Source organism: Candidatus Nitrosocosmicus agrestis, from assembly GCF_008389435.1.
In the GTDB taxonomy this organism is placed as follows: Archaea; Thermoproteota; Nitrososphaeria; order Nitrososphaerales; family Nitrososphaeraceae; genus Nitrosocosmicus; species Nitrosocosmicus agrestis.
In genome coordinates this window covers 1-20,351 of sequence record NZ_VUYS01000033.1, presented here as the reverse complement: position 1 = coordinate 20,351, position 20,351 = coordinate 1, and the positions used below count along the sequence as shown (strand labels likewise).

Below are 20,351 nucleotides of genomic sequence, written 5' to 3'. Positions count from 1 at the left end.
GGCTTGTACTTTTGAATCCAATTCCAAATGGAAACGTGATTTCTCTTGTATATCTGAGATAATCTTTCCGAGGCTTTCCTTAAGGATAGGCCTGAAAAGTACAAATGCAACCCATAGTAAACATACTATGAAGGTGTTTTATTTCTGGTAAACATAAAGGAGATAAAGCATCTTCAAGCTATAAGAATTCCTTAAATGAACAGAGCCGAAAATTCGATTATAAGAAATAAATAGGAGTTCTAAACTAATGGTGTGAGAAGGCAACATACTCGTAGTTGAATATCGATGCCTTTATTATTTGCTACCCTAAAAGACGAAGATTACCTATGTCAATTTTAAATAATACGTCTAACATATACTTGAAAAACCTTTATTTATGATGAATAAAAGATATACTTTTAACTGCTAATACATTTCCTACTGATAAGTTGTATATCTACTCTTACCAAATGGAATATCTTCCCAAAAGATAAAGATTATCAATTATATTTATTTAGTTTGCAATCAATTGAGTTTTAGATGATTAAAATCAAAGAAGAACATGTTGGGGAGAATAAGAACCGCAAAATATTTTTGAATTTAGACAATCATCATGAATTGGTATTTGAGACTTATCCTATAGTCATTAAGGCAAGAGACTTCAAGCACACTAATTACGAAGCTTCAATTGCTGATCCAAAGATCAAAGCCTGATTTATTATTTTGTGATAAAAGATGTATATACTGATGGTGGCTTAAATTGTTTAGAACAAGCAAATGACTCTGGGAGTTGATAGTGAAAATTCTAGTATTAAGGTAGCTAATAACCATATTTCACAAAAATCTGGTGAAATAGACTCCGTAAAAGACAGTATCCTGATATTGACCGAGGAATTGGTTAGTAAGATTCCCCTTTACAGCGAAAATTTTGATATAACCAAGAGGGAAGAAAGTGGGCATTTAAAAATAGAAAAAAAATGGGTAACGTCAAAGAAAAAGATTGAAATTCCAGTTCGCCATGAGGAATTGTTTGTAAATGGCAAGTCATTAGACTATTTTGACGAAAATGAAATTGTAGAAATATTTTCCAAGTTAAAGAACAAGTTGTCTGACGTATTTGTAAGTGAACGGACTGTTGTTGCGGATGCTGACAATGCTAATAAAACTTCTGAAAGTAAAGTAGAAATCCGTAACGTTAAACATCATCCGTCAGATCATGAAAAAAATATAGTCAATCAAAAAATTGTTCCATTATGTGATAACTCGAGTAGTAACATGAAAGACCTCAATAAAATTGAATTATGGGGTGAAGAGTTAACGATAAACAAGAGATTGGTCAAATTGGGAGAAATCGAATTAAAAAAATATGAAGTTCATGAGAAAAGAAAAATTGATGTAGAATTGAAAAAAGATAAACTGACTATAAAATTCCCTGGTAATTACAAAGAGGAATTCATATAATTTGACGGTTTTTTAAATATTTCTAAAAGCAAATGCATATTATTTTATATATCATGTTATTAATATGAAATATGAATCTTAGTAACAAGAAGGACGATATAAACTGGAATAATGTCGTTAAAAAAGAGGTTATAGGAACAGGTGGCCTGGACCTTGGAGAAGTTGTTCAAGTTGGAGATAATTTTGTAATTATTCAGAAAGGATTACTCAACAAAAAAAGATATATCATTCCTATTTCTACAGTAGAAAATTTTGATGGTGAAACTTTGAAAGTTAAAGTTGACGAAAATGATCTCTTTGGTTATGAAGAAAAAGATGAACCAAAGTTCAAGGATTACTCTACCTTTAAATCCTCTGATATGTCAAAGGAAATGCAAACTAAAATTCCATTGATTAGTGAGGACCTTCAAATTTCAAAGAAAATAGTTGAAGATAAGGTTGATGTAATTAAGGATCCAATTAAAGAAACAAAAACGGTTGAAATTGAGTTAACTTACGAAAAGGTAACAATAGAACGAATACCGTACAATTCAGAAGACAAACAAGCATATGCAAGTACTGAAATCCAGCAAAATAGATCTCCTCAGGTTGAAAAGCCAGTAACAACAAGAACTCAAATTTCAATCCCTCTAAAGAGGGAGGTACCTGTAATAATTAAAAACCCGTATATACGCGAAGAAGTTATAATAAAGAAACGTCCTGTAAAAGAAACTAAAACAATAACTACCGAGGTGACAAACGAAACATTGAACTATGATAATGAGCAGTCTAGCAGTACCCGACCCTAGACACTTTTCTCTCAGATATAGAACTTTAGTCCTATATTTGGAGACACCTGATTATCGCTATTAAGACGTAATTAAATCCGTCTCAATACTTTTGCAGCAAGATCTAACAATAGGTAATTTGATATCATTACAAAGCAAAGTTATTAAAATTTTTATAATTAACTAAATTAAAGCAAATATACTTCAATATATTCAGAATTTTTATATTTTTTTTGGTGATTTGTAATTTTTCTATGTCACAAATAGATTTAAGGATCCGAATTTTTTAATATGGTTATCTGCAGATGAACACTTATGATCAAATTATCCAACTCTCATTAGAAAGAGGATTTTACTTTCCAAGCAGTGAATTATATTCAGATGCTAGCGCTGGGTTCTGGGAATATGGGCCAAATGGAGTCAAAATTAAGAACAAATTTCTTGAATTATGGAGACGTGAATTAGTAAGACGAGATAATATGCTGGAAATAGATGGATCTCAAATTATGAGCAAGAATGTCTTTATGGCGTCTGGTCACCTTTCAAACTTTACAGATCCGGTTGTAAAGTGCAAGAAATGCCTTAGTTCTTTTAGGGCTGATAAGTTGATTCAAGAGGAAGCTAACCTTGAAGTTCCAGAGAGAATGGCTAATGAGGGGGTAAATGAACTAATTTCTAAATATGGATTAAGGTGTCCTTTGTGCAAAGGAGAATTTTCTCCTGCCGAGAGATTCAATATGATGTTCAAAGTTGAAATTGGTCCAAATCACGATGAGGCCTATTTGAGGCCTGAAACTTGTCAGTCAATATTTGTAGATTTTTCAAGAATTTATAAAGTTAGTCGTGGAAAACTTCCACTTGGAATAGCTCAGGTTGGAAAGAGTTTTAGGAATGAAATATCTCCACGTCAGGGATTGTTGCGACTTCGTGAATTTTACCAGGCCGAAATTGAAGTGTTTTGTAATCCTTCTCAATTAGACAATCAACCTCGATATGATGAAATTAAAAATACGAAATTAAGGTTTTATGATCAAAAGATTATAGAATTGACAGTTCAAGAAGCCATAGACCAAAAAATCTTATCCAATCAGTTAATTGGTTACTATTTAGCGTTATTGGTAGAGTTTTTTGATAAAACGGGAATTGATAAGAATAGAACTCGATTACGAAAGCTTTCAGATGAGGAAAAGGCATTTTACTCTACGATCGCTTTCGATTTCGAAGTTGATACATCTATTGGATGGCTTGAACTTGTGGCATGTAATTATAGATCCGATTATGACTTAAAATCTCATTCGACTACAAGTAAGACTAATCTTGAGGTGATGGATGACAATTCAAAAGTTTTACCTCATGTTTTCGAATTATCTTTAGGGGTTGACAGATGTATATACTCGATAATGGAACATTCTTATTTTGTGGATCGAGAGAATGACGATAGGGCTGTTCTTAAGTTGAAACCTTATCTATCCCCTGTACATGCGGGAGTATTACCGTTATTACGTAAACCTGAGTTTAAAGACAAGGCATCAAAGCTGTTAAAAAACATCCAACGAGATTTCGATATCTTTTATGATGAATCTGGATCAATAGGACGACGTTATCGAAGACTTGAAGAAATAGGCACACCATTTGCATTTACTGTGGATCATCAAACCTTGGAGGATGAGACTGTGACAGTACGATATCGTGATTCTATGCAACAGGATCGAATTAAAATGAGTGACGTAAAGTCCTTTTTGTATAATAATATAAACGATTACTCAAGTTAATTGCTCACAGATTAATAATTACCAATACGAACTATCGTCTTCTAAAGGCTTTTTTGTTTTTTCAATATGGGTTTTTTTATGCTTGGCATACTCCACATAACTCGATGCCAACGATTCACCTTTGAAAATTCCCTCCGTAGCAATAACAGAAGGTGCCTTTGTAGTAGGTAATTCTCCGCAGCAACTTATCTCAAAATTGCGAATATCATACTTGACGAATTCTATTTTGTTCTCGGTAAATAAATTTAGGATTCTTCTGGAGGCAGGCGAATCGTCAACTAAAAGTATTGGTTTTCTCTTTCTCATCTTTTTGTAGAGGGAACAACGAATTATGATTTATAATTTGCTTTTGTTATGGAATCTAGATAAGGTTTATTCTATTTTTAAAAAGTAGTGAAGGCAAAACTACAAATATTTTGCGATCTAACTATTATCAAAACGCACTTGAAGACTCTTTTAATCAACAATTTTTCTCCCTTTATTGTAGATATTGAGAAAATATTAAATGATTTTGGAAATGAGGCGGAATGTTATAACTGCGATGAAATACTGGCCATAGATACTCATTTAGATTTTTTAGAGAATTTTGATAACGTAATCCTTTCCGGAAGACAAAGGAATTCCACTGTAATTAATAAGGTAAACTCTAGGATCGTTAAGGGTGCTCTGGTGTTAAATAAGCCTCTGTTAGGAATTTGCTACGGTGCGCAAATTCTGGCTTTAACTTTGGGATGTACTTTGAAACGTATGGGTAAAGTGCGGGATTTAATCAACATCAAAGTTGTTCAACAGGACCCAATCATCAAAGGATACGATGAAATGGAGATGTATGAAAGTCATAATTTCTGTATTTCCGTGCTATCGCCAGATTTCAAACTTTTAGGAAAGTCTATTTCATGTACGAATGAATTGTTTTGTTTGAAAAATAAGCCAATTTATGGCACTCAATTCCATCCTGAAAGGAGCGGAAAGCCTGGCAGGGATCTAATAGAAAACTTTCTCAAAATCCGCTAATTAAAAATCGTTTCACAGAATGTTATGATTTTTATTTGCTAGCCTGTTTATTTGAATTATGTACAAGAACGAAGATAGGGATGACTATAACAAACAGCAAATACCGCTTCCGCTAGTAAATAAAACTGAAGATATTAATGTATATCCGCTTGTACTTAACGTCCTTACCCGATTCTGGGGAGAAGAGCCACCCATTGGAGTTATCGAATCTAGATCTAAACTGTATAAAGACTTTGGAGGAAGCATTATTATGGAAGGGCTAAATATAGCCTCTGAACAGTTTAAATTCTCCTTTAAAATTTACAAGGGAACAATTTCGGAGTTGAAACTGCGAATCAATCAAGGGCTCCCACTTATAGTTATACTCCCTGGGATCGGCAACTTGATGCAGTTTGCAACAATTGTTAATGGTTATGACGAAGATGAAAGACGGTTTATCACTTATATTCCTGAACCTGACTCAATTGGGGCAATCCCGGAAGAGAAATTTATTTCTGAATGGATCCAGGATGACTGCCTCACAATTCTAGTTTATCCAGAAGAGGTTAAAGATATACTTAAGAATTCAAAGTTCCAGTTTGAAGATTCAAACAAAAGGACGTATCAGGCCGAATTGCTTAAAATACAAGGAAAATCTCAAGAAGCATTTGATCTCTTGCAAAAGACATTGGATGAGATTCCGGACGCAAAAGAGAATCCGCAATTGCTACTCCTTCTAGCTGGGATTCTAAATGAGCAGGATAACGTACAATGTGTAGACTACTATGAGAAGATTATTGAGATTAATCCAAATTTTTATCTAGCACATAGGGGGCTTGGAAATTACTATTTGAAGAAAGGCAACTATGAATTATCTAAAAAACATTATTTAGAAGCTTTACGAATTAATCCGTCAAGATATGGACCAATATACAAGAACCTGGGTCTCGATTACATGTATTTGGGTGATGACGCGTCTGCAAAAGAATCTTTTAAGCAGTATATAAAACATGTTCCAGACGCTAGCGATAAAACAAATATTGTCAACTTTATCGAATCTTGATACTCTTTGTTGTATGTCTCAATCTTTTATTGACATAGTTAAATAAATTGTCTCGTCGAGGAGAAAATTTTTCAACCTGTGATGAGGTTATCATAATCGAACCTATTTTTAAAACTGAACCATTTATAAGGATCATTATAAAATCAATAAAATCTCTGCTTGAAATACACGGTTATGAATATCACTCGATAAAAAATCAAGATTATTTTATTTTCATAACAATGAAAAATAGGCTTAAATTAGTCGATTCAGTAAATGTACTCAAATTTCTGTCTGGGATCGCCTACATTTTAATAGGAACACCAGTTAAAACTGATTTTGACACATTAGCAAAGAAAAGTGCTTTGATTCAACTAAAACTAATGTTGGATAAAGAAAAATATTTCTTGAAGGTATCTTCATTGCACTCCTTGTCAAATAAGAGTCGTAATCGTTTGTATAATCTTTATGATTTAGAGTTTCATCTACAAAGTGAATTATCATCTAGTTCGCGTGGGCTAGTTAGGGTAGAGGCTGAAAGCGAAGCTGATCGCATATTGTATATCATAATAGGTCCGAAACTAACATACATAAGTCTGCTTGTTTTTAAAGGGACACACAGTATTCCACTTAATTATCTAAAAGATTCAATAATATGTCCAATTTTTGATTCAATTTCGATCATTAGTTTTGTATCCATTCTAAAGTCGGGGTATAAACCCATTCCAATTTTGTATTACTTGCATAGGGATCATTTGAAGATCTTAATTAGAGCCTATGAATACTATGCCAAAAGGAACACTGAAGGAATTTATGAATTTTATTTGTTCTCAATAGGGGACCTTTTACCAAATGTTTATCAAGAGTTATTTTCGTCCCACCAAAATCCAACTCGAGGAGGGGTATCCTATAACTCTTTATTATGGTCCAAGTATCAAATTTTGGTTTACAGTCTTTTATCAAAGTTGGAGTTGGGCCATAATAAAATTGCTTTACCGATAGTCACATTCGTTCATCCTGTATGGTATATAGAAAAAGTTTATTCGCAGTTCGAAAACTCTGATAAAACACTGGTAACTCCACTTTTGTTTAATTATACCTTCGATGACTTTAGGACCAGTTTATATGAGTTAAGAATCCTTGACTTGGAAATGGAAACTGATGAGCGTGAAATAGCACAAATGACTATATATGAGCGTAATCCAAAAATTGATTCGCTTGCGCCAAAATTGATTCAAACTCTAAAGGATTTGAATACAAGATATAGGAAATTCAAATTAAGAATAGGTAAGGATGATATCTTTGATATTTTCGATTCCATTTAATTTATTGCTTATGTTTCTTATTTTTTCCATCTCCTTCTGGAATGTATCTTCATAGATTATTTTATTCAAATTTCGAATCACATTTTGTGACGTAATTGCCTTTGGATTTATCGATATACCTATCCCAAGTTTTTCAATTTTTTTTGAGTTTGATAACTGTTCTCCATGACTTTCGATAGGAATCGAAACAAAGGGTTTGCCAAATTGTATTGCTTGAGATATGGCAGTATGACCTCCTCGTATTATTAGTGCATCTGATAATGTCATAATCTCATCTCTAACTGGACACCATTCATAATACCAAATGTTACTGTTTATTCTCTGTGGAATAGTACTTCCACCGGTCTTGCCTTCAGAAACAATAATTTGCAGATTAGGTTGGAATTTAAGAATTTCTATTAATGTTTTTATGATGGGCAGTCTTGTATCTTTGGGGCCGCTTATATGAACAAAAATTGTGTGCTTTTTCGAGTCTATTCCTAATTGGTTCTTTGTGGTCTCAATATTTTTATCTAGGACTTTATTTCTAGGGGTTATAAAACCTATATAATTCATCTTATTTCGAATCGATTTAACGGTGGATATTGTTTCTTCCGAAATTGTAAATGGTGAAGGCAGGTCTGGAATCAAAATTCTATTTGCAATGTTCCACATCCCTCCCATAAGTTCACCATTACAAGTTTCATACAATCTAGCCGCCTTAAAATCTCTTAATCTTGGAGTTAAAAGTAGCTTTATTTGATTTATGATTAGAATTCGTGGCTTGTCTAGGATATTAGCAGCAATAAGAGGTGACAGCCTAGAATCTGATATTATAACTCTAGGATTAAATTCCATCAAATACTTTATTTCCATATTGATTTGTAATGGGAGGTTAACAAGCCATTGCGGGATCTTTTGGATATTGTTTTTTACTGAGAATTCTCCATTCTTTCCCCACAGAAATTCTACTGGAGGTACTAAGTTACATCTAAATCCTAATCCTCTGATGTAGTTATATGCTTCGCCAAAGGATGAAAAAACAAATTGAATGCCGGGTTGATTCAGATTTTGAGCCAATAATGTAAGTCTACTTGCATGACCTAAGCCTACACCATATGGCGCTAGATAAACCCTATGCACTGTATTCACGAATTTTAAAGCGATTAAAAAGTGTTAAGTGGGGCTAAAGGTTATTTTTAAATGAACCCTTTTTTAATTATTTTGATCATTTTAAATTTCTGAAATTCATTATTCTTTTATTCTAGTATCGTTAGTTTTTATTTTGGAAATTTCTGGGATCATCCAAATGAATTTTGTATGTATGCAGTTATTTGATTGATCCACGTCACATTGCAACTCGCCGTTGCTGTAAAATACATCTACTAATACTTTCTTATTTGTATCCTTTAGTGTAATCCTGTTTCCTTCATAAGAATCGACGGAAAGGGATGGTGCAACCCTGGAAAGAAACTCTTCTTTTTCTAGATATAATTGTAGGAAATCATTTACATACTCCTTTATGTTTAGCCTTTTTTGTATCGCCCTTTGTTTCATTTTTTCATAATTTTCAATAAAAATCTCTACAGTTACGACATTCCTTCCTCCACGCCTTACAGGCATACAGATAACACATGTTTGACTGTCTTTTAATCTTTTGTCACATGACATTTATGATCACTCAACATGTTTAAATATTACAACATGTTAAGACATGTTGTAATATGACATGGGTAAGTTTGAAAATAAAATTGATAATGATTCGTAGCCAGAGAAAATTTAAAAAAAAAGTTACAAGGACTGTTTTCCCATTTGATTTGATATTAAGCAGTTCAAAACTAAATAAAACCTATTGTATCGTAGTTTATTGGAGTTTCAAAAATAAGGATTTGACCATCATAGCTAATATTGTTCTACGAGCAATTGGAAGCCGATTTGATTTGAATTTCAAACTTGATAAATACTACCGCGTATTTTTGTCTTCTACTGCTCGAGTGTTAGTGATATTAATTTATCTTCTATTGCGCAATCGTGGTCCATTCTGGTGATGATTTGAAATCCTCGTGGAATAATTTCTGGTAAATGTTGTATATGTAAGTATAAATGCAATATAATAATAGTTTTTTTGTCTGACTTTTGGAAAAAACTGATTTTGAGTAGACTGTCTTTGCCCAAAAGGCTCTGGATTCCAAAAAATAGGGAGTTTTCTCGACTTTTAATCTAGTCCGAATCCTCGGCATAAATCAGTTTCATTTCATCAAAGGTAAGTTTTTCGCCGCTAGACATTTTCTTTAAAGCGACTTCCTTTAATGAGTTCCACAAGTCTTGGTTCTCTTTATTCTTACGCATCTTGTCTTGGGGTATCTCGTGCTTGCTTTTTCTATCTGTGTTATATCGTCTCTGTCTTTCAGATGAGTGTTGAAGTCTATTCTTTTTAAATTCAATTGCATTTAATTGCGTGTCGACCATTTCTATTTTCGCCGCGGCTTCTCTTACTTTGTGAATTACACCTCGTCTCTCTTCGTACAGGTCTTCCCTTTTGTTTAGTAGTTCATCTAGATTCGCTTTTATTTTGCCTATAACTTTACCTACATCTGCCTTTTGGTCAAAGATTTCATTCATTCTACCTTTGATGTCCTCAAATTTTGTTGCTAATGATTTGTAAGAGTCTTCCTTTTTGTGAATCACCTTTAAAGCATGCAGTCTAGTAGCAATCTCCTTGGATTTTAATACTAACCTTCTTTCTTCATCTTTAGATAATTTCTTTGTTTGAATATCCTTTTCAATTTGTTCCAAAGCTTTTGTTAAATTAGAAATGTTATATCTATCACGTCTTGATCTAGGTCCTCCACTGGAAGCCTTTGAATCAAGGGTTTTCATTCTCTTTCTTTCTTCAATTAAATTATTCTTGAGTTCTGTAAACTTGGCATAATCTGCATCTTTTGCCTCGTTAATTTGTTTTAATTTCAGCCTTTCGGCCTCCAATTTCACACGTTCCTCATCAATTATCTTCTTGGTATCCTCAATTTTTTGATTGATCTTTTCTATTTCGCTTTCTCCAATTTTTTGCTCTTCGATTAGAGATTTTTTAAACTCTAATAATGTCTTTTGATTTGAGTCTATTGTGCTGTCTGATTTAATGTCTTTTTTTGTCGTAGAAGCTGAAGCTGCAGCAGACGGAGCTGTAGCTGAATTTCCACTATTCTGTTCTTGAACCACGCCGCTTATAACCTGTTAATAGGTGGAAAAATATATTTTTTCTCATTCTGGTCTAAGTAAATTTGAATAATAATCAACTTCTACCTTCTTTGAATAGTCAATATTTGCAATCGATCGCAAAATCAAGCAAAAATATTTGATAAATCATAGAAAAACAATCCCAGAGTTAATACAAACTAATACCGATTCTTTAATGATTAATAATTCTAACCATATCTACACATATATTTATATTCTATCTTGTGGAATAAAACTTGAGTACAAATGGATGATTTTGATAAAGATTTTCCAGGATTTGATTGGAAAAATACTCCTGCATATAAACATCCAGGCGGTAAGGATTGTCCTTGTCCAAAACACGAGTATATTCGAGAGCAAATCAATGTTGCCAAAACACTGAATACAAATAGTAAGAATGTCGATGTCGATAAGAAACCATCTTCAAATGTTACTCTAAAGTTCTGCCCTGATCACTATAATGTGTATTTCAAGGAAGTAATCCCTGCTATGCCTTTAAAATATCGTATAATAACAAAGATTGCCTTAAAACTGGGTGCAGTGGTAATTCAACAAATTCCATATATGATGTCAGACAAATGCTTTTACTGTAAGTTTGGGTCCGGTGGGTTTGACAAAAAGGTGGAATTACCACCAATCTAAAATTAATTATATTTCTGATTTTGCAAGCAAGTTTTTTGCTAAATTATTGTGATTCGATGACAGCACTAACGAAGCGATATTTCTTATGATTATTGAAAGGTAAGGCATTACAAATTTGGAACTATCTTTGTTCCTATATCCTTTCAAAAAGAAATTTTCGATTTGCTGATATTTCCCGTCACCCAGGTCCAGTAAGCTGGCAAGAAAAATCCCTATATCAAGGCTTTTCATATATTCTGTTGCCTGATTCTGAATTAGCCCCAAATCGGTTCTATAAATTTGTGAATCTCTAATTAGGTAGTTCTGGGCTTTGTTGTCAATGAAGCAGAACCCGGCATCATGTAATTTTCTTGTTATTTTGCCAACTCGAAACGCGAAACTCATATCGTTGTTTCTATCCAAAAAAGTATAAAGATTACCTTCTTCTATGAATTCCTCAATTATAACGTCATTGTCGATTTGTATTAGCTGAGGAGTTAGTATGCCAATTTGTGACAGTTTTTTCCTACTTAGAAATCCCTCATTTTTTAGCAAATTTGTTCCGGTTCTTAATGGCCGGGTGGGATGCAAAAGTACCAGTGACATAAATGTGAATATAAATACCAAGACCTGCTCATTCAAACTCTTAATTGGCTTATCTTTTTTTATAACCACTTTTCTTCCATTTATAGTTGAAATTCTTATGTCTCTCTGCCAATTAACAAAATACAATAGCTTGTTCTTTGTATCTTATTAATTCTTTTTTAAATACTTTTAATGTCTTTAAGATTTAATATGGCTATCACCGGAATTAGCAATTGGAGTATTCTAGTGTTGCAAACGAAGGTAAATTTGTTATATAAAACTTTATAGAGGATTTTGATTATAGTCCAAGTGTGTCTGATCGCACAAACTTTATTGGAATACTTAGCACATTTTTAATCGCTGGCACCTTACTTTCAATTACTGCATCAAACTCTTACGGAATAACGGGGGTTTCTGGTTATGAATATGGTTATGGTCCCATATCTAGCATAAACAATGACTGGGTATTGGCAGGGCATTGGATGGGATATTATAATCCTTCAAACTTGACTGATTCAGGATTTCATTCTACTTTTGACATGGTTCTGAAAAATGGATCTGCTCCTCATATGCATCAAATAACAAATGCGACCGTTAACGACGTTCAAAAACAGGGGAATGACACTGTAATTAAAGGTGTTGTAACAATAACCATGAAAGACGGTCCCGTTTCTAACGTGCCAATTACCTGGACAGAATACAGCAACAATACTCTTGGCATGGTACTAGACCCATCCATGATTAACAATCACTTTGGAGAATCTCCTATTTACGGGCTCATTTTATCACCAGAAAAAGAAATGAAAACTATGAATGCTATGATGGAGGATTCAAAATTCATGGACAAGTGGATACCACTAATGATGGAAAATGTGATGAGGAATATTAATCTTGGAAATGGAAATGGAAATGGAAATATGACTATTCAACTAGACGGAGGAAATATGACTTCAATGCCTATGATGAACCAAACAGAAAATCAAACCCAATAGTAAAGAAAACGTAAAGAAAATTTATGAAGAGATGTGAAAATCTCTATTTTTGATTTTATTAATTTTTATTTCTTAAATAGATGCTAGAAGGAACCAAATCTAGAAAATCTGTTTACACTGTTTATTTATAATAAACCTTATCGTAATCTTTATTATCTGCCTATGCACAAACCTGACGGCAGACTGGTTTGACAGTTGTTGTTTGTATATTGGTTATCGTTAATGTTTATTGGAAGATTATTTGCATTGTTAATATCTAAAATATTATTGAAAACGTTGTTAAAATCAACCTTGTTTGAAGAACTCTGAGTATCCAAAAATATTCCATTACTTGTATTGAGTATGTTATTCCCATGAATTACTGACTCTCCTGTATTAATTAAGGTAATACCAGAAAGCCGGTTCTGACTAAGTTGATTATAAGAAACCTGAGCGTCGTTGGATGAATGTAAAGCTACTCCAATAGTGTTGTTGTTAACCATGTTGTATGATATTCTTGGCTGTTGAGCACCGGTGACATAAAAGGCAACTTTGTTGTTGTTAACACTAAGTTCATGTGAATCAACTTTAGTACTGCCAGAAACATAAATGCCTGACTGAAATCCCGAGATTATGCCATTACCGATGACTGTGATATTATTTTGACCGCCTATCATTATTCCCACTTTGTTACTATTCATACCTGGCCCTTTGAGTGAATATCCATTCAGATCAATAGTAGTGTCATTGCCTCCAACAATGATTCCATCCCCTTTACAAATTAAATTTGAATTCAGTTTTATATTACCTTGAACAATCTGACCGCATGCTGGATGAGTTTCATCTGCAGTAGTTTGTGATCTCTGTGAGGGAGAAGATGCTAAATTTGTTGTTTCTGGTTGATTTAACCCATTCTCATCAGGTCTATCATCCTCTTGACTAGTTAAAGAATTTGATTCAATTTGGTCTTTAGTGATTTGATCTCTTGGATTTGTATTATCATTTGAATTACCTGTATTTTGACTGGTAATAATATTTCTTTGCAAATCCGTATCATTTGGGTTAGTATCATCTGGATTGTTATTGATGGTACCCCATACAAAAATTGGATAAATTGATGGGGTTAGATACGTAAATGATAAAACAAAACAAAAGAAGGAACAAATTATTATTATATTTCTACGCTCACAAATTTCGGTCCCAGTCATGGATAAAAAAATACACTAAGTATATTATATCAATATTCCCTTTACTTTCTTATGCTGTACAAGACACGTAATACTTTTTCAAATATTTGTCCTTGTAATTTTGCTACCATAAAATCAAATAGATGAAAGGTGAATTAATATTCATATAGGATAAAGACATTTTGAGATTTAATTATCTGTTTAGGTAGCTTTCTTCCAAATCTAGATATTTTTTTCTTGTAATATCATACTCCTCAGATAGGATGTCGGGTGCATTAATGTATAGATAATTTTTCGCCACCTTGTGCTCTCTAAAGTTTTTCCAATTCATTAGGAATTTATTAATAAAATCATCAATTACTTCTTTAATTGAAATCCCAGTAGAATCAATTTTTAAACCTTCGTTGATTAAACATATCTCTTCTTTATTGTCCCCACTGATATAATCGATGGGGATTGGTTTGAATCTCTTACCGTCTATTTTATCGGGAATTACTACAGCGATATATGGTGACCTGTACTTTTCTCTTCCTATATCTAGTTCTCCCATAAATCGTGAATGGAGACCATAAATTAAAAACAAATTGGTGCTGGAAACAAGCGTTTGTAATTATTAGACAATTAAATTGTATTGCATAAATGTTATTTAACTCTGAAGAATAGGTTTCTGAATCTCTTAACTCTTCAAAACAATAATTTCAGGGCTCATTAATATTAAAGCATGCAATGATTTGCATAAATTTTTAAATAGCATTAACCTGGTGATTCGTTTTCTTGAATCATTTCTAAAGCTATTTTTATGTACTTTGTAAAAAATGTCGAAGAAATCTCTTTAATTATCGATCTTAGGTTCAACCGTGCCCTTAATAACTATGTTCCTTTTTAATCCGTAAAATTTCTATCCAAAATTGTAATTGAAAAATCATTTATTTTAAGTTAATCAAACATGATTAAGATGTCTCCTATATTTTAATATAAGTTCAAGCCGAGTATAATTCTATTGAAAATTACTTAATGCAGGATCATCATAGCAAAAAAGTTTGCATTATATGCCCTAGGATGCAAGTAAAAAACAAAAACATGAAGTAAAATTAATCTCTCATGTCCAATTACCAACATGAGGTACAAAATACTATTAGAATTGTCAGTTATTATATTTTCTTCCAATCTTATTTTAGATTCCCTTCTCTATGGACAAGACCTGAAATTCCTTCCTTAGTGGGTAAATAAGAAATATGGATATATCAAGGAGTGGTGTTTTTAATTTGTAAGAGGCTAATTACCACTATTCTTTGACAATTGAGTCTATAGAAAGATTCTTTTATTAATTAAAATCTAAAATATATCACAACCTATACCAAGGATGCTATTTTATCGGTTCTATTGCTTCATGTTCTAACATCTGATATTTTAATTTGATTTGAGATGTTGATATGAGCGGATGGAAATTATTATGAGACGTTGCGTTCCAAAGTTACATTTGATTCAATTTTTTTCTTCTGTTAGTTAGTGATTGTGGGAGTGTTGTTTAATGTGTGTTTGTGGTATTCAAACTCTAAAGGCTAATGTCATTTGCAAAAGTACAATTATAAAACAGGTTGGCATTATTTTAAAGTGTATTAATATTATTTTCCTAATTAGATGTTGATATTGTATCCTATGAGAATTATGTACTAGTTGTTGCTAACTTGAACTTAACATATTCTACTGTATTCGTTAGTAGCAAATGGTTTGGGGGACTCTCAGATACTTGCAAGGTAGATTTAACTTGAGTGGTCTGTGCCATAATTTAATTGCGCTATGATTTCTTTTCCAAATTCCATTGCGAATTTTCATTATTTTGTTTTTTATTGAGTTAAAAGAGGATAATTTTTAATAATCTTTGTTAGTTCTATTTTCATAACCAGAACAACATTGATTGCTTCTTTTTGTTATATCTAAAAATCACAGCCATTGAAGGCTTCCATCCTATTATTTAATTAACTCAAATAAAATAATAATTTATTCTTAAAAAGAAAACAGAGTAGCGGTCTTAGAAAATACTCTTTGGTTTGTTCTTAGACCAAATTTAGACATGTGGCTATTTTATTTCTCGTTACCAGATGACATTTTTTCCGGCTTTCTTTTCCGATCCACCTTAATCAAACTTATATTACATCTGTCCAATTCTAGATTGTTGATTCTTTTGAATTTAAGATCGGACTGAAACTAAATGTTGATGATTACTTTACAGTTAATTGTGGTGTCTATCGCCGGAGCACTGTACGGTTGTGATATAAAATATGCAAAATAAAATGGAACATACTATCTTTAATCTTTATCAAATTTCTAATTCATGTAGATTCATAATTGATAACCTCTAATCAAAATAGGAAACAAATTTATGATTTTTATTCTAATAAATTTATTCTTAAAAATTTTTTGATATTAATAAAAGTAAATTATTATAGAAAATAATATTTGGATCATATTTCTTTATGACTATATAGGTGATGATGTGAGGTGGATTACTCGAACACACAAAGTCTTGTATAGAAAGCTGCTATTCTTACGACCTCCAACATACGAGTAACTATTTCAATGGTTGTGTAGCACGTATCTGGGATAAGAGATTGTCGTACCTTGCAGTGGTGGGATAAATAGAAATGGTAAATAAAATCGCAATTGGACACCGCTGTTCTAATCCCCACCACATACTTGCGCTTTTATGAAATAAAAATTCACTTTAAGATGTCATTAGTTATATTTCTTGAATTGACTTGAGAATTGAGATTTTTTAGGGTTTTTTCAAAAAAAAAAAACAACCAGGAAAAAATTTCAGATTAGATATCTTTTAGCAGTATATTTTGATTTCTTTTTCCCATTCGTCTGAAATGAACTTTGATAACGGAATCTCTGAATCGAGTTACACGTTTATGGTAATAAGGTTTTATCAAAATTTTACAAGAATATAGGCCAGGTAATCTTCTAATGGGAAGAGATCAAAATTATGTATGATTTTTATATGATGAAAGTTTGTTGATATCACTGTTGTTTAGACCTTTCAAAAATTTTGTTTTTGTCATGGCCTTGGGCCTAGGACTAATTTTGTCTTTTGAAATGTTGACTCATTTTTCAACCTCTATGAACTGGACTTTTTTGCCATTCCCTGTAGCCTTTGCCCAACATGACCTTCAAACTGTCAAATACAGAAATTTGACATTAGATTTAGACAATGGAGTGACTACAGAAGCTCAGTTATCATATCCTGCAATTGGCAAAGGTCCATTTCCAGGAGTGCTTCTTGTCCCAGGCTCAGGTGCAACAGATATGAATTCTACTCTAAATGAACATGTAAAGCCATTCTGGCAGATTGCAAATTACCTTTCTGAAAGAGGGTTTGAAGTCCTTCGCTATGACAAAAGAGGAGTTGGGCCTAACCTCAGTATCCAGAACTCGAATGTTTGGGGAAATATGACAGTAACAGATCTGATTAGTGATGCAGAAACAGCTTTGAATGTTTTGAGCCAACAGCCAGATATCGATCCAAATAGAATAAGTATAGTCGGTCACAGCGAAGGTACTGTCATTGTCCCACGAGTAGCCATTGATAATCCTGCAAAGGTAAAGAATATTGTTTTGATGGGGGCAGTTGCCCAAAACCTGATTAAAGATATACTTTATTATCAAGTTGTAGATTTACGGGCTAATTATGCAAAACAGGTACTAGACATTAACCATGCGGGCATGGTATCAATCGAACAGATTGCATCAGATCCATTGTTGGATGATGTAATAAGAGATCCGTTTCTCTTGAGTAAAGATAATGCTATTAATGTTACTACAATAAAGGATAGTGTAGAAAACAACCAAGAAAATCAAAGTAACAAAACAACATACCTTAGTATTGACACCCAAATCAAACCTTTGCTTTTAGGAGAATATGAAAACAAAACATCGTTTAATTTGTCTAAATGCTATAATATAATCGGATGTCCTTTGTGGATCAAATCTGAGACTGAATTAGAACCTAATTTAATTACAATCGGAAATGTTTCTAAATCTATCAATATTCTAATACTTCAGGGAGAAAATGATAGTGCAACTCCACTTGAACAAAGCCTCTTGTTGCACCAAAGACTTGATGAAGTTGATCATCCATCTCATGCACTAATTACTTATCCTAACCTTGGACACTTTTTCTACCCTTCATCAAAATGGCAAACTGGATTAGGACCCGTCGATCCAAAGGTATTGACAGATCTATATTCATGGTTGATCTCTCATTCTAAACAAAAAGCTTGATATAATTGGTATTTGTGGGTCATACTACAATCCACTTTTCTTCTTGATACAATTTTTTTCTATTTTTAATAAATATCCATAGGACATTACATCTGAAAAATCTTTCCTGTATATCGCCCGTAACCAAAAATAAAATCTTATAAATAACAAATTATGAATAACCGCAATGATTAGAGATTCTCAACCAAGAGTAGTATTGTTCTCTATACTATTGCTTGGCTCATTTACAATCTTGTTTGCATTGACATCAATTGGAGATGTATCCTCGCAGGCAAATACCTCCTTGCCTGAAAACAAAACTTTTAATGCCAGTATTACAAACTCACTGCAATCTACTTTCTCAAATACTGAAACGTTAGAAAATCTGGGACTTTCCACAGTATATCGATCAGTACAACAAGAAATCAAGCAAATAATGAATCTTGCTTATCAATCAATGAATTTAACTAATTCATTTGGAAACTTCCCTTTGGAAAATATTACTGAAGATATGCAACAAAAGTATCGAGGAATACCTGGTGAGCAAGATACAGAGAGAAGAAATGAAGCAAAAGCCCTACTCGCAAACAACCCTTACCTATGGTTCATAGGAATGACGCTACCTAATGGTGACACTTATTTTAGTGAACCTTTTTCTTCATCTCAGGAAAATAGTTCTAAATATAACTATGGATACCGGGACCACATTATCGGTGCACTGGAGTCAAAAAATCCATATTTAAGCAACGTTATTAGCTCCGCTGCAACTGGTCAACCAATTGTTGTTTTGGCTAGCCCGATTATTTCTGGAAAGGATGCAAACAATACTTTGATAGGAGTGCTAGCACTGGGACTAAATCTGAGTCAATTTAATGAATTACTGAAAACAGAGTCAGTAGGCAAAAATAATATTAGATTGCTTCTCTTAGATAATAACGGCACTAAAATATCTGATTCACAACCTACTATAATTGAGCAGGACTCATTCAACGATCTTCAAAGTTTTAAGAATGCTAAAAATGGGAAATTGGGATCCATTGTGGAAAATGTCGATGGGAAAAATATGACCATTTCTTATGCCCCACTTAACTTTGCTCAAACGAAATGGATACTATTATCAATTGCAACAAAAAGCTAGTTCGCAAAAATAGTCTAGTTTCCCTTCTTTTTATTTATTTTTTCTGGGTATTCACAAAATATAAGAGTATTTAAAGAATTGCTATCCAATCTCTTAAAATAAAACATTATACTTGTATTCTACAAAATCCATTCTCATAATTGTTATTATTATATTGAGGCTATAATGTGTGGATATTTGATTAATTTGTTTGAGTATCCAATAAAATTATGCTTGTAGTTATGTAAACCACTTTTTCGTGGAGTTTATCTCAGTTAACTATATCCGTATTGGCGACTTTGAAATTCGACTTTTAATTGATTTTGAATAATTATTTACTTTACTATTCACTTAATCTCATTATCTTTCCAAAAGATTTCAATACAGGTTTTAATGATCGATATCTTAGGATAATGCATCTAATGCTCATTTTATTATCAATTTCAACTTGGATACTGTCAGAAACTAGATTCACATTGATATAAATTTCATCCATTATTCTTTTGCAACTTGCGCCAAGGAATATCGCTTTAAAAAGCTGATCTGTCAGGAAATATTTGTGGAATTTCAATTTCTTAACATTGATAGAAATCTCCACATTCACTTTCATGAATACCCAATTGATTTGAGAAGTATATCTTTCCTATATTTTTCTCAATTAAGATAAAAATGAAATATTGTTGCGGGTTACTCTTTTTAAAACAACTGCCAAACCTTTTCCTTATCTCTTCGGTAGGCATTTCGTTATCTTTTAAATTCAAAGTTGTTATTTCAGTGAAGACAAACTTGAAACAGTCTAGTCAAAAAATATCTCATCATCAGACGATATTTATGATGAAAATTATTTGTGTGAATATTTAGCTGTATTGGCCACTCTGACCTATTTGATTTTTTTGTCTAGTTATACTTCTTTAATTGGGCTCTATTCACTTAAGGAAATCTTATAGCTTGAAGATATCCCATCTCTTTTATGAACACGAGAAACAGAACACCTTCAGAATACATATGCTATGGTTTGTATTTGTATTTTTCAGGTCTGTCTCTTAGGAGAA

18 protein-coding genes are annotated in these 20,351 nt (G+C 32.6%); 11 read left to right on the top strand and 7 right to left on the bottom strand.

The features are described from left to right. Positions 1-519: 519 nt before the first annotated feature. The 4 genes from F1Z66_RS15715 to glyS all read left to right on the top strand — a co-directional run bounded on the left by F1Z66_RS15715 (position 520) and on the right by glyS (position 3,979). Positions 520-693, top strand: a complete 174-nt coding sequence (locus tag F1Z66_RS15715) for a hypothetical protein (RefSeq protein WP_154670577.1) — start codon at positions 520-522, stop codon at positions 691-693. Positions 694-756: 63 nt separating this feature from the next. Continuing rightward, positions 757-1,440: a DUF2382 domain-containing protein gene (locus F1Z66_RS14820; RefSeq protein ID WP_149864406.1), complete on the top strand. Its 684-nt coding sequence runs from the start codon at positions 757-759 to the stop codon at positions 1,438-1,440. Between the two features lie 71 nt (positions 1,441-1,511). Then, positions 1,512-2,228, top strand: coding sequence for a YsnF/AvaK domain-containing protein (locus tag F1Z66_RS14815; RefSeq protein WP_149864405.1), 717 nt, complete (start codon positions 1,512-1,514; stop codon positions 2,226-2,228). Between the two features lie 284 nt (positions 2,229-2,512). Next, entirely contained in the window at positions 2,513-3,979 is a 1,467-nt protein-coding gene (gene glyS / locus F1Z66_RS14810) for a glycine--tRNA ligase (RefSeq protein WP_149864404.1), read from the top strand. 18 nt (positions 3,980-3,997) lie between these two features. Here the strand turns inward: glyS and F1Z66_RS14805 are convergent, their stop codons facing one another. Beyond that, positions 3,998-4,285 (bottom strand): hypothetical protein, encoded by a 288-nt coding sequence (locus F1Z66_RS14805; RefSeq protein WP_149864403.1) that lies wholly within the window; start codon positions 4,283-4,285, stop codon positions 3,998-4,000. Between the two features lie 138 nt (positions 4,286-4,423). On the opposite strand from F1Z66_RS14805, the gene F1Z66_RS14800 reads away from it, so the two are divergent. The 3 genes from F1Z66_RS14800 to F1Z66_RS14790 are packed head-to-tail and all read left to right on the top strand — an operon-like array spanning position 4,424 to position 7,339. After that, positions 4,424-4,993 (top strand): glutamine amidotransferase-related protein, encoded by a 570-nt coding sequence (locus F1Z66_RS14800; protein ID WP_159357599.1) that lies wholly within the window; start codon positions 4,424-4,426, stop codon positions 4,991-4,993. A gap of 58 nt (positions 4,994-5,051) precedes the next feature. Next, positions 5,052-6,035, top strand: a complete 984-nt coding sequence (locus F1Z66_RS14795; protein WP_149864401.1) for a tetratricopeptide repeat protein — start codon at positions 5,052-5,054, stop codon at positions 6,033-6,035. A gap of 47 nt (positions 6,036-6,082) precedes the next feature. Next, positions 6,083-7,339: a hypothetical protein gene (locus F1Z66_RS14790; protein WP_149864400.1), complete on the top strand. Its 1,257-nt coding sequence runs from the start codon at positions 6,083-6,085 to the stop codon at positions 7,337-7,339. Here the strand turns inward: F1Z66_RS14790 and F1Z66_RS14785 are convergent. The 3 genes from F1Z66_RS14785 to F1Z66_RS14775 form a co-directional block, all read right to left on the bottom strand. Continuing rightward, complete coding sequence (locus F1Z66_RS14785) at positions 7,292-8,470, bottom strand: glycosyltransferase (protein WP_149864399.1); 1,179 nt, start codon at positions 8,468-8,470, stop codon at positions 7,292-7,294. The two genes, F1Z66_RS14790 and F1Z66_RS14785, sit on opposite strands and share 48 nt — an antisense overlap. Before the next feature lie 99 nt (positions 8,471-8,569). Next, a complete protein-coding gene (locus F1Z66_RS14780; RefSeq protein ID WP_149864398.1) occupies positions 8,570-8,989 on the bottom strand; it encodes a hypothetical protein in 420 nt (139 codons plus the stop codon). 549 nt (positions 8,990-9,538) lie between these two features. Next, positions 9,539-10,537 (bottom strand): coiled-coil protein, encoded by a 999-nt coding sequence (locus tag F1Z66_RS14775; protein WP_149864397.1) that lies wholly within the window; start codon positions 10,535-10,537, stop codon positions 9,539-9,541. A 264-nt stretch (positions 10,538-10,801) separates the two neighbouring features. Here F1Z66_RS14775 and F1Z66_RS14770 point away from each other — a divergent pair, with 264 nt between their 5' ends. Next, positions 10,802-11,197: a hypothetical protein gene (locus F1Z66_RS14770; protein WP_149864396.1), complete on the top strand. Its 396-nt coding sequence runs from the start codon at positions 10,802-10,804 to the stop codon at positions 11,195-11,197. Between the two features lie 6 nt (positions 11,198-11,203). Here F1Z66_RS14770 and F1Z66_RS14765 read toward each other — a convergent pair whose 3' ends face one another. After that, positions 11,204-11,782, bottom strand: a complete 579-nt coding sequence (locus tag F1Z66_RS14765; protein WP_149864395.1) for a hypothetical protein — start codon at positions 11,780-11,782, stop codon at positions 11,204-11,206. Positions 11,783-12,072: 290 nt separating this feature from the next. On the opposite strand from F1Z66_RS14765, the gene F1Z66_RS14760 reads away from it, so the two are divergent. After that, entirely contained in the window at positions 12,073-12,753 is a 681-nt protein-coding gene (locus F1Z66_RS14760) for a hypothetical protein (RefSeq protein ID WP_149864394.1), read from the top strand. Between the two features lie 152 nt (positions 12,754-12,905). On the opposite strand, the gene F1Z66_RS14755 is transcribed toward F1Z66_RS14760, so the two are convergent. Beyond that, on the bottom strand, positions 12,906-13,940 hold the full coding sequence (locus F1Z66_RS14755) for a NosD domain-containing protein (RefSeq protein ID WP_149864393.1): 1,035 nt from the start codon (positions 13,938-13,940) through the stop codon (positions 12,906-12,908). 172 nt (positions 13,941-14,112) lie between these two features. Then, positions 14,113-14,469: a hypothetical protein gene (locus tag F1Z66_RS14750; protein WP_149864392.1), complete on the bottom strand. Its 357-nt coding sequence runs from the start codon at positions 14,467-14,469 to the stop codon at positions 14,113-14,115. Between the two features lie 2,465 nt (positions 14,470-16,934). Between F1Z66_RS14750 and F1Z66_RS14745 the strand changes: the two genes are divergently transcribed. Further along, positions 16,935-18,203 (top strand): alpha/beta hydrolase family protein, encoded by a 1,269-nt coding sequence (locus tag F1Z66_RS14745; RefSeq protein WP_159357598.1) that lies wholly within the window; start codon positions 16,935-16,937, stop codon positions 18,201-18,203. 166 nt (positions 18,204-18,369) lie between these two features. Continuing rightward, positions 18,370-19,320, top strand: coding sequence for a cache domain-containing protein (locus tag F1Z66_RS14740; protein ID WP_149864390.1), 951 nt, complete (start codon positions 18,370-18,372; stop codon positions 19,318-19,320). The last annotated feature ends 1,031 nt before the right edge of the window (positions 19,321-20,351 follow it).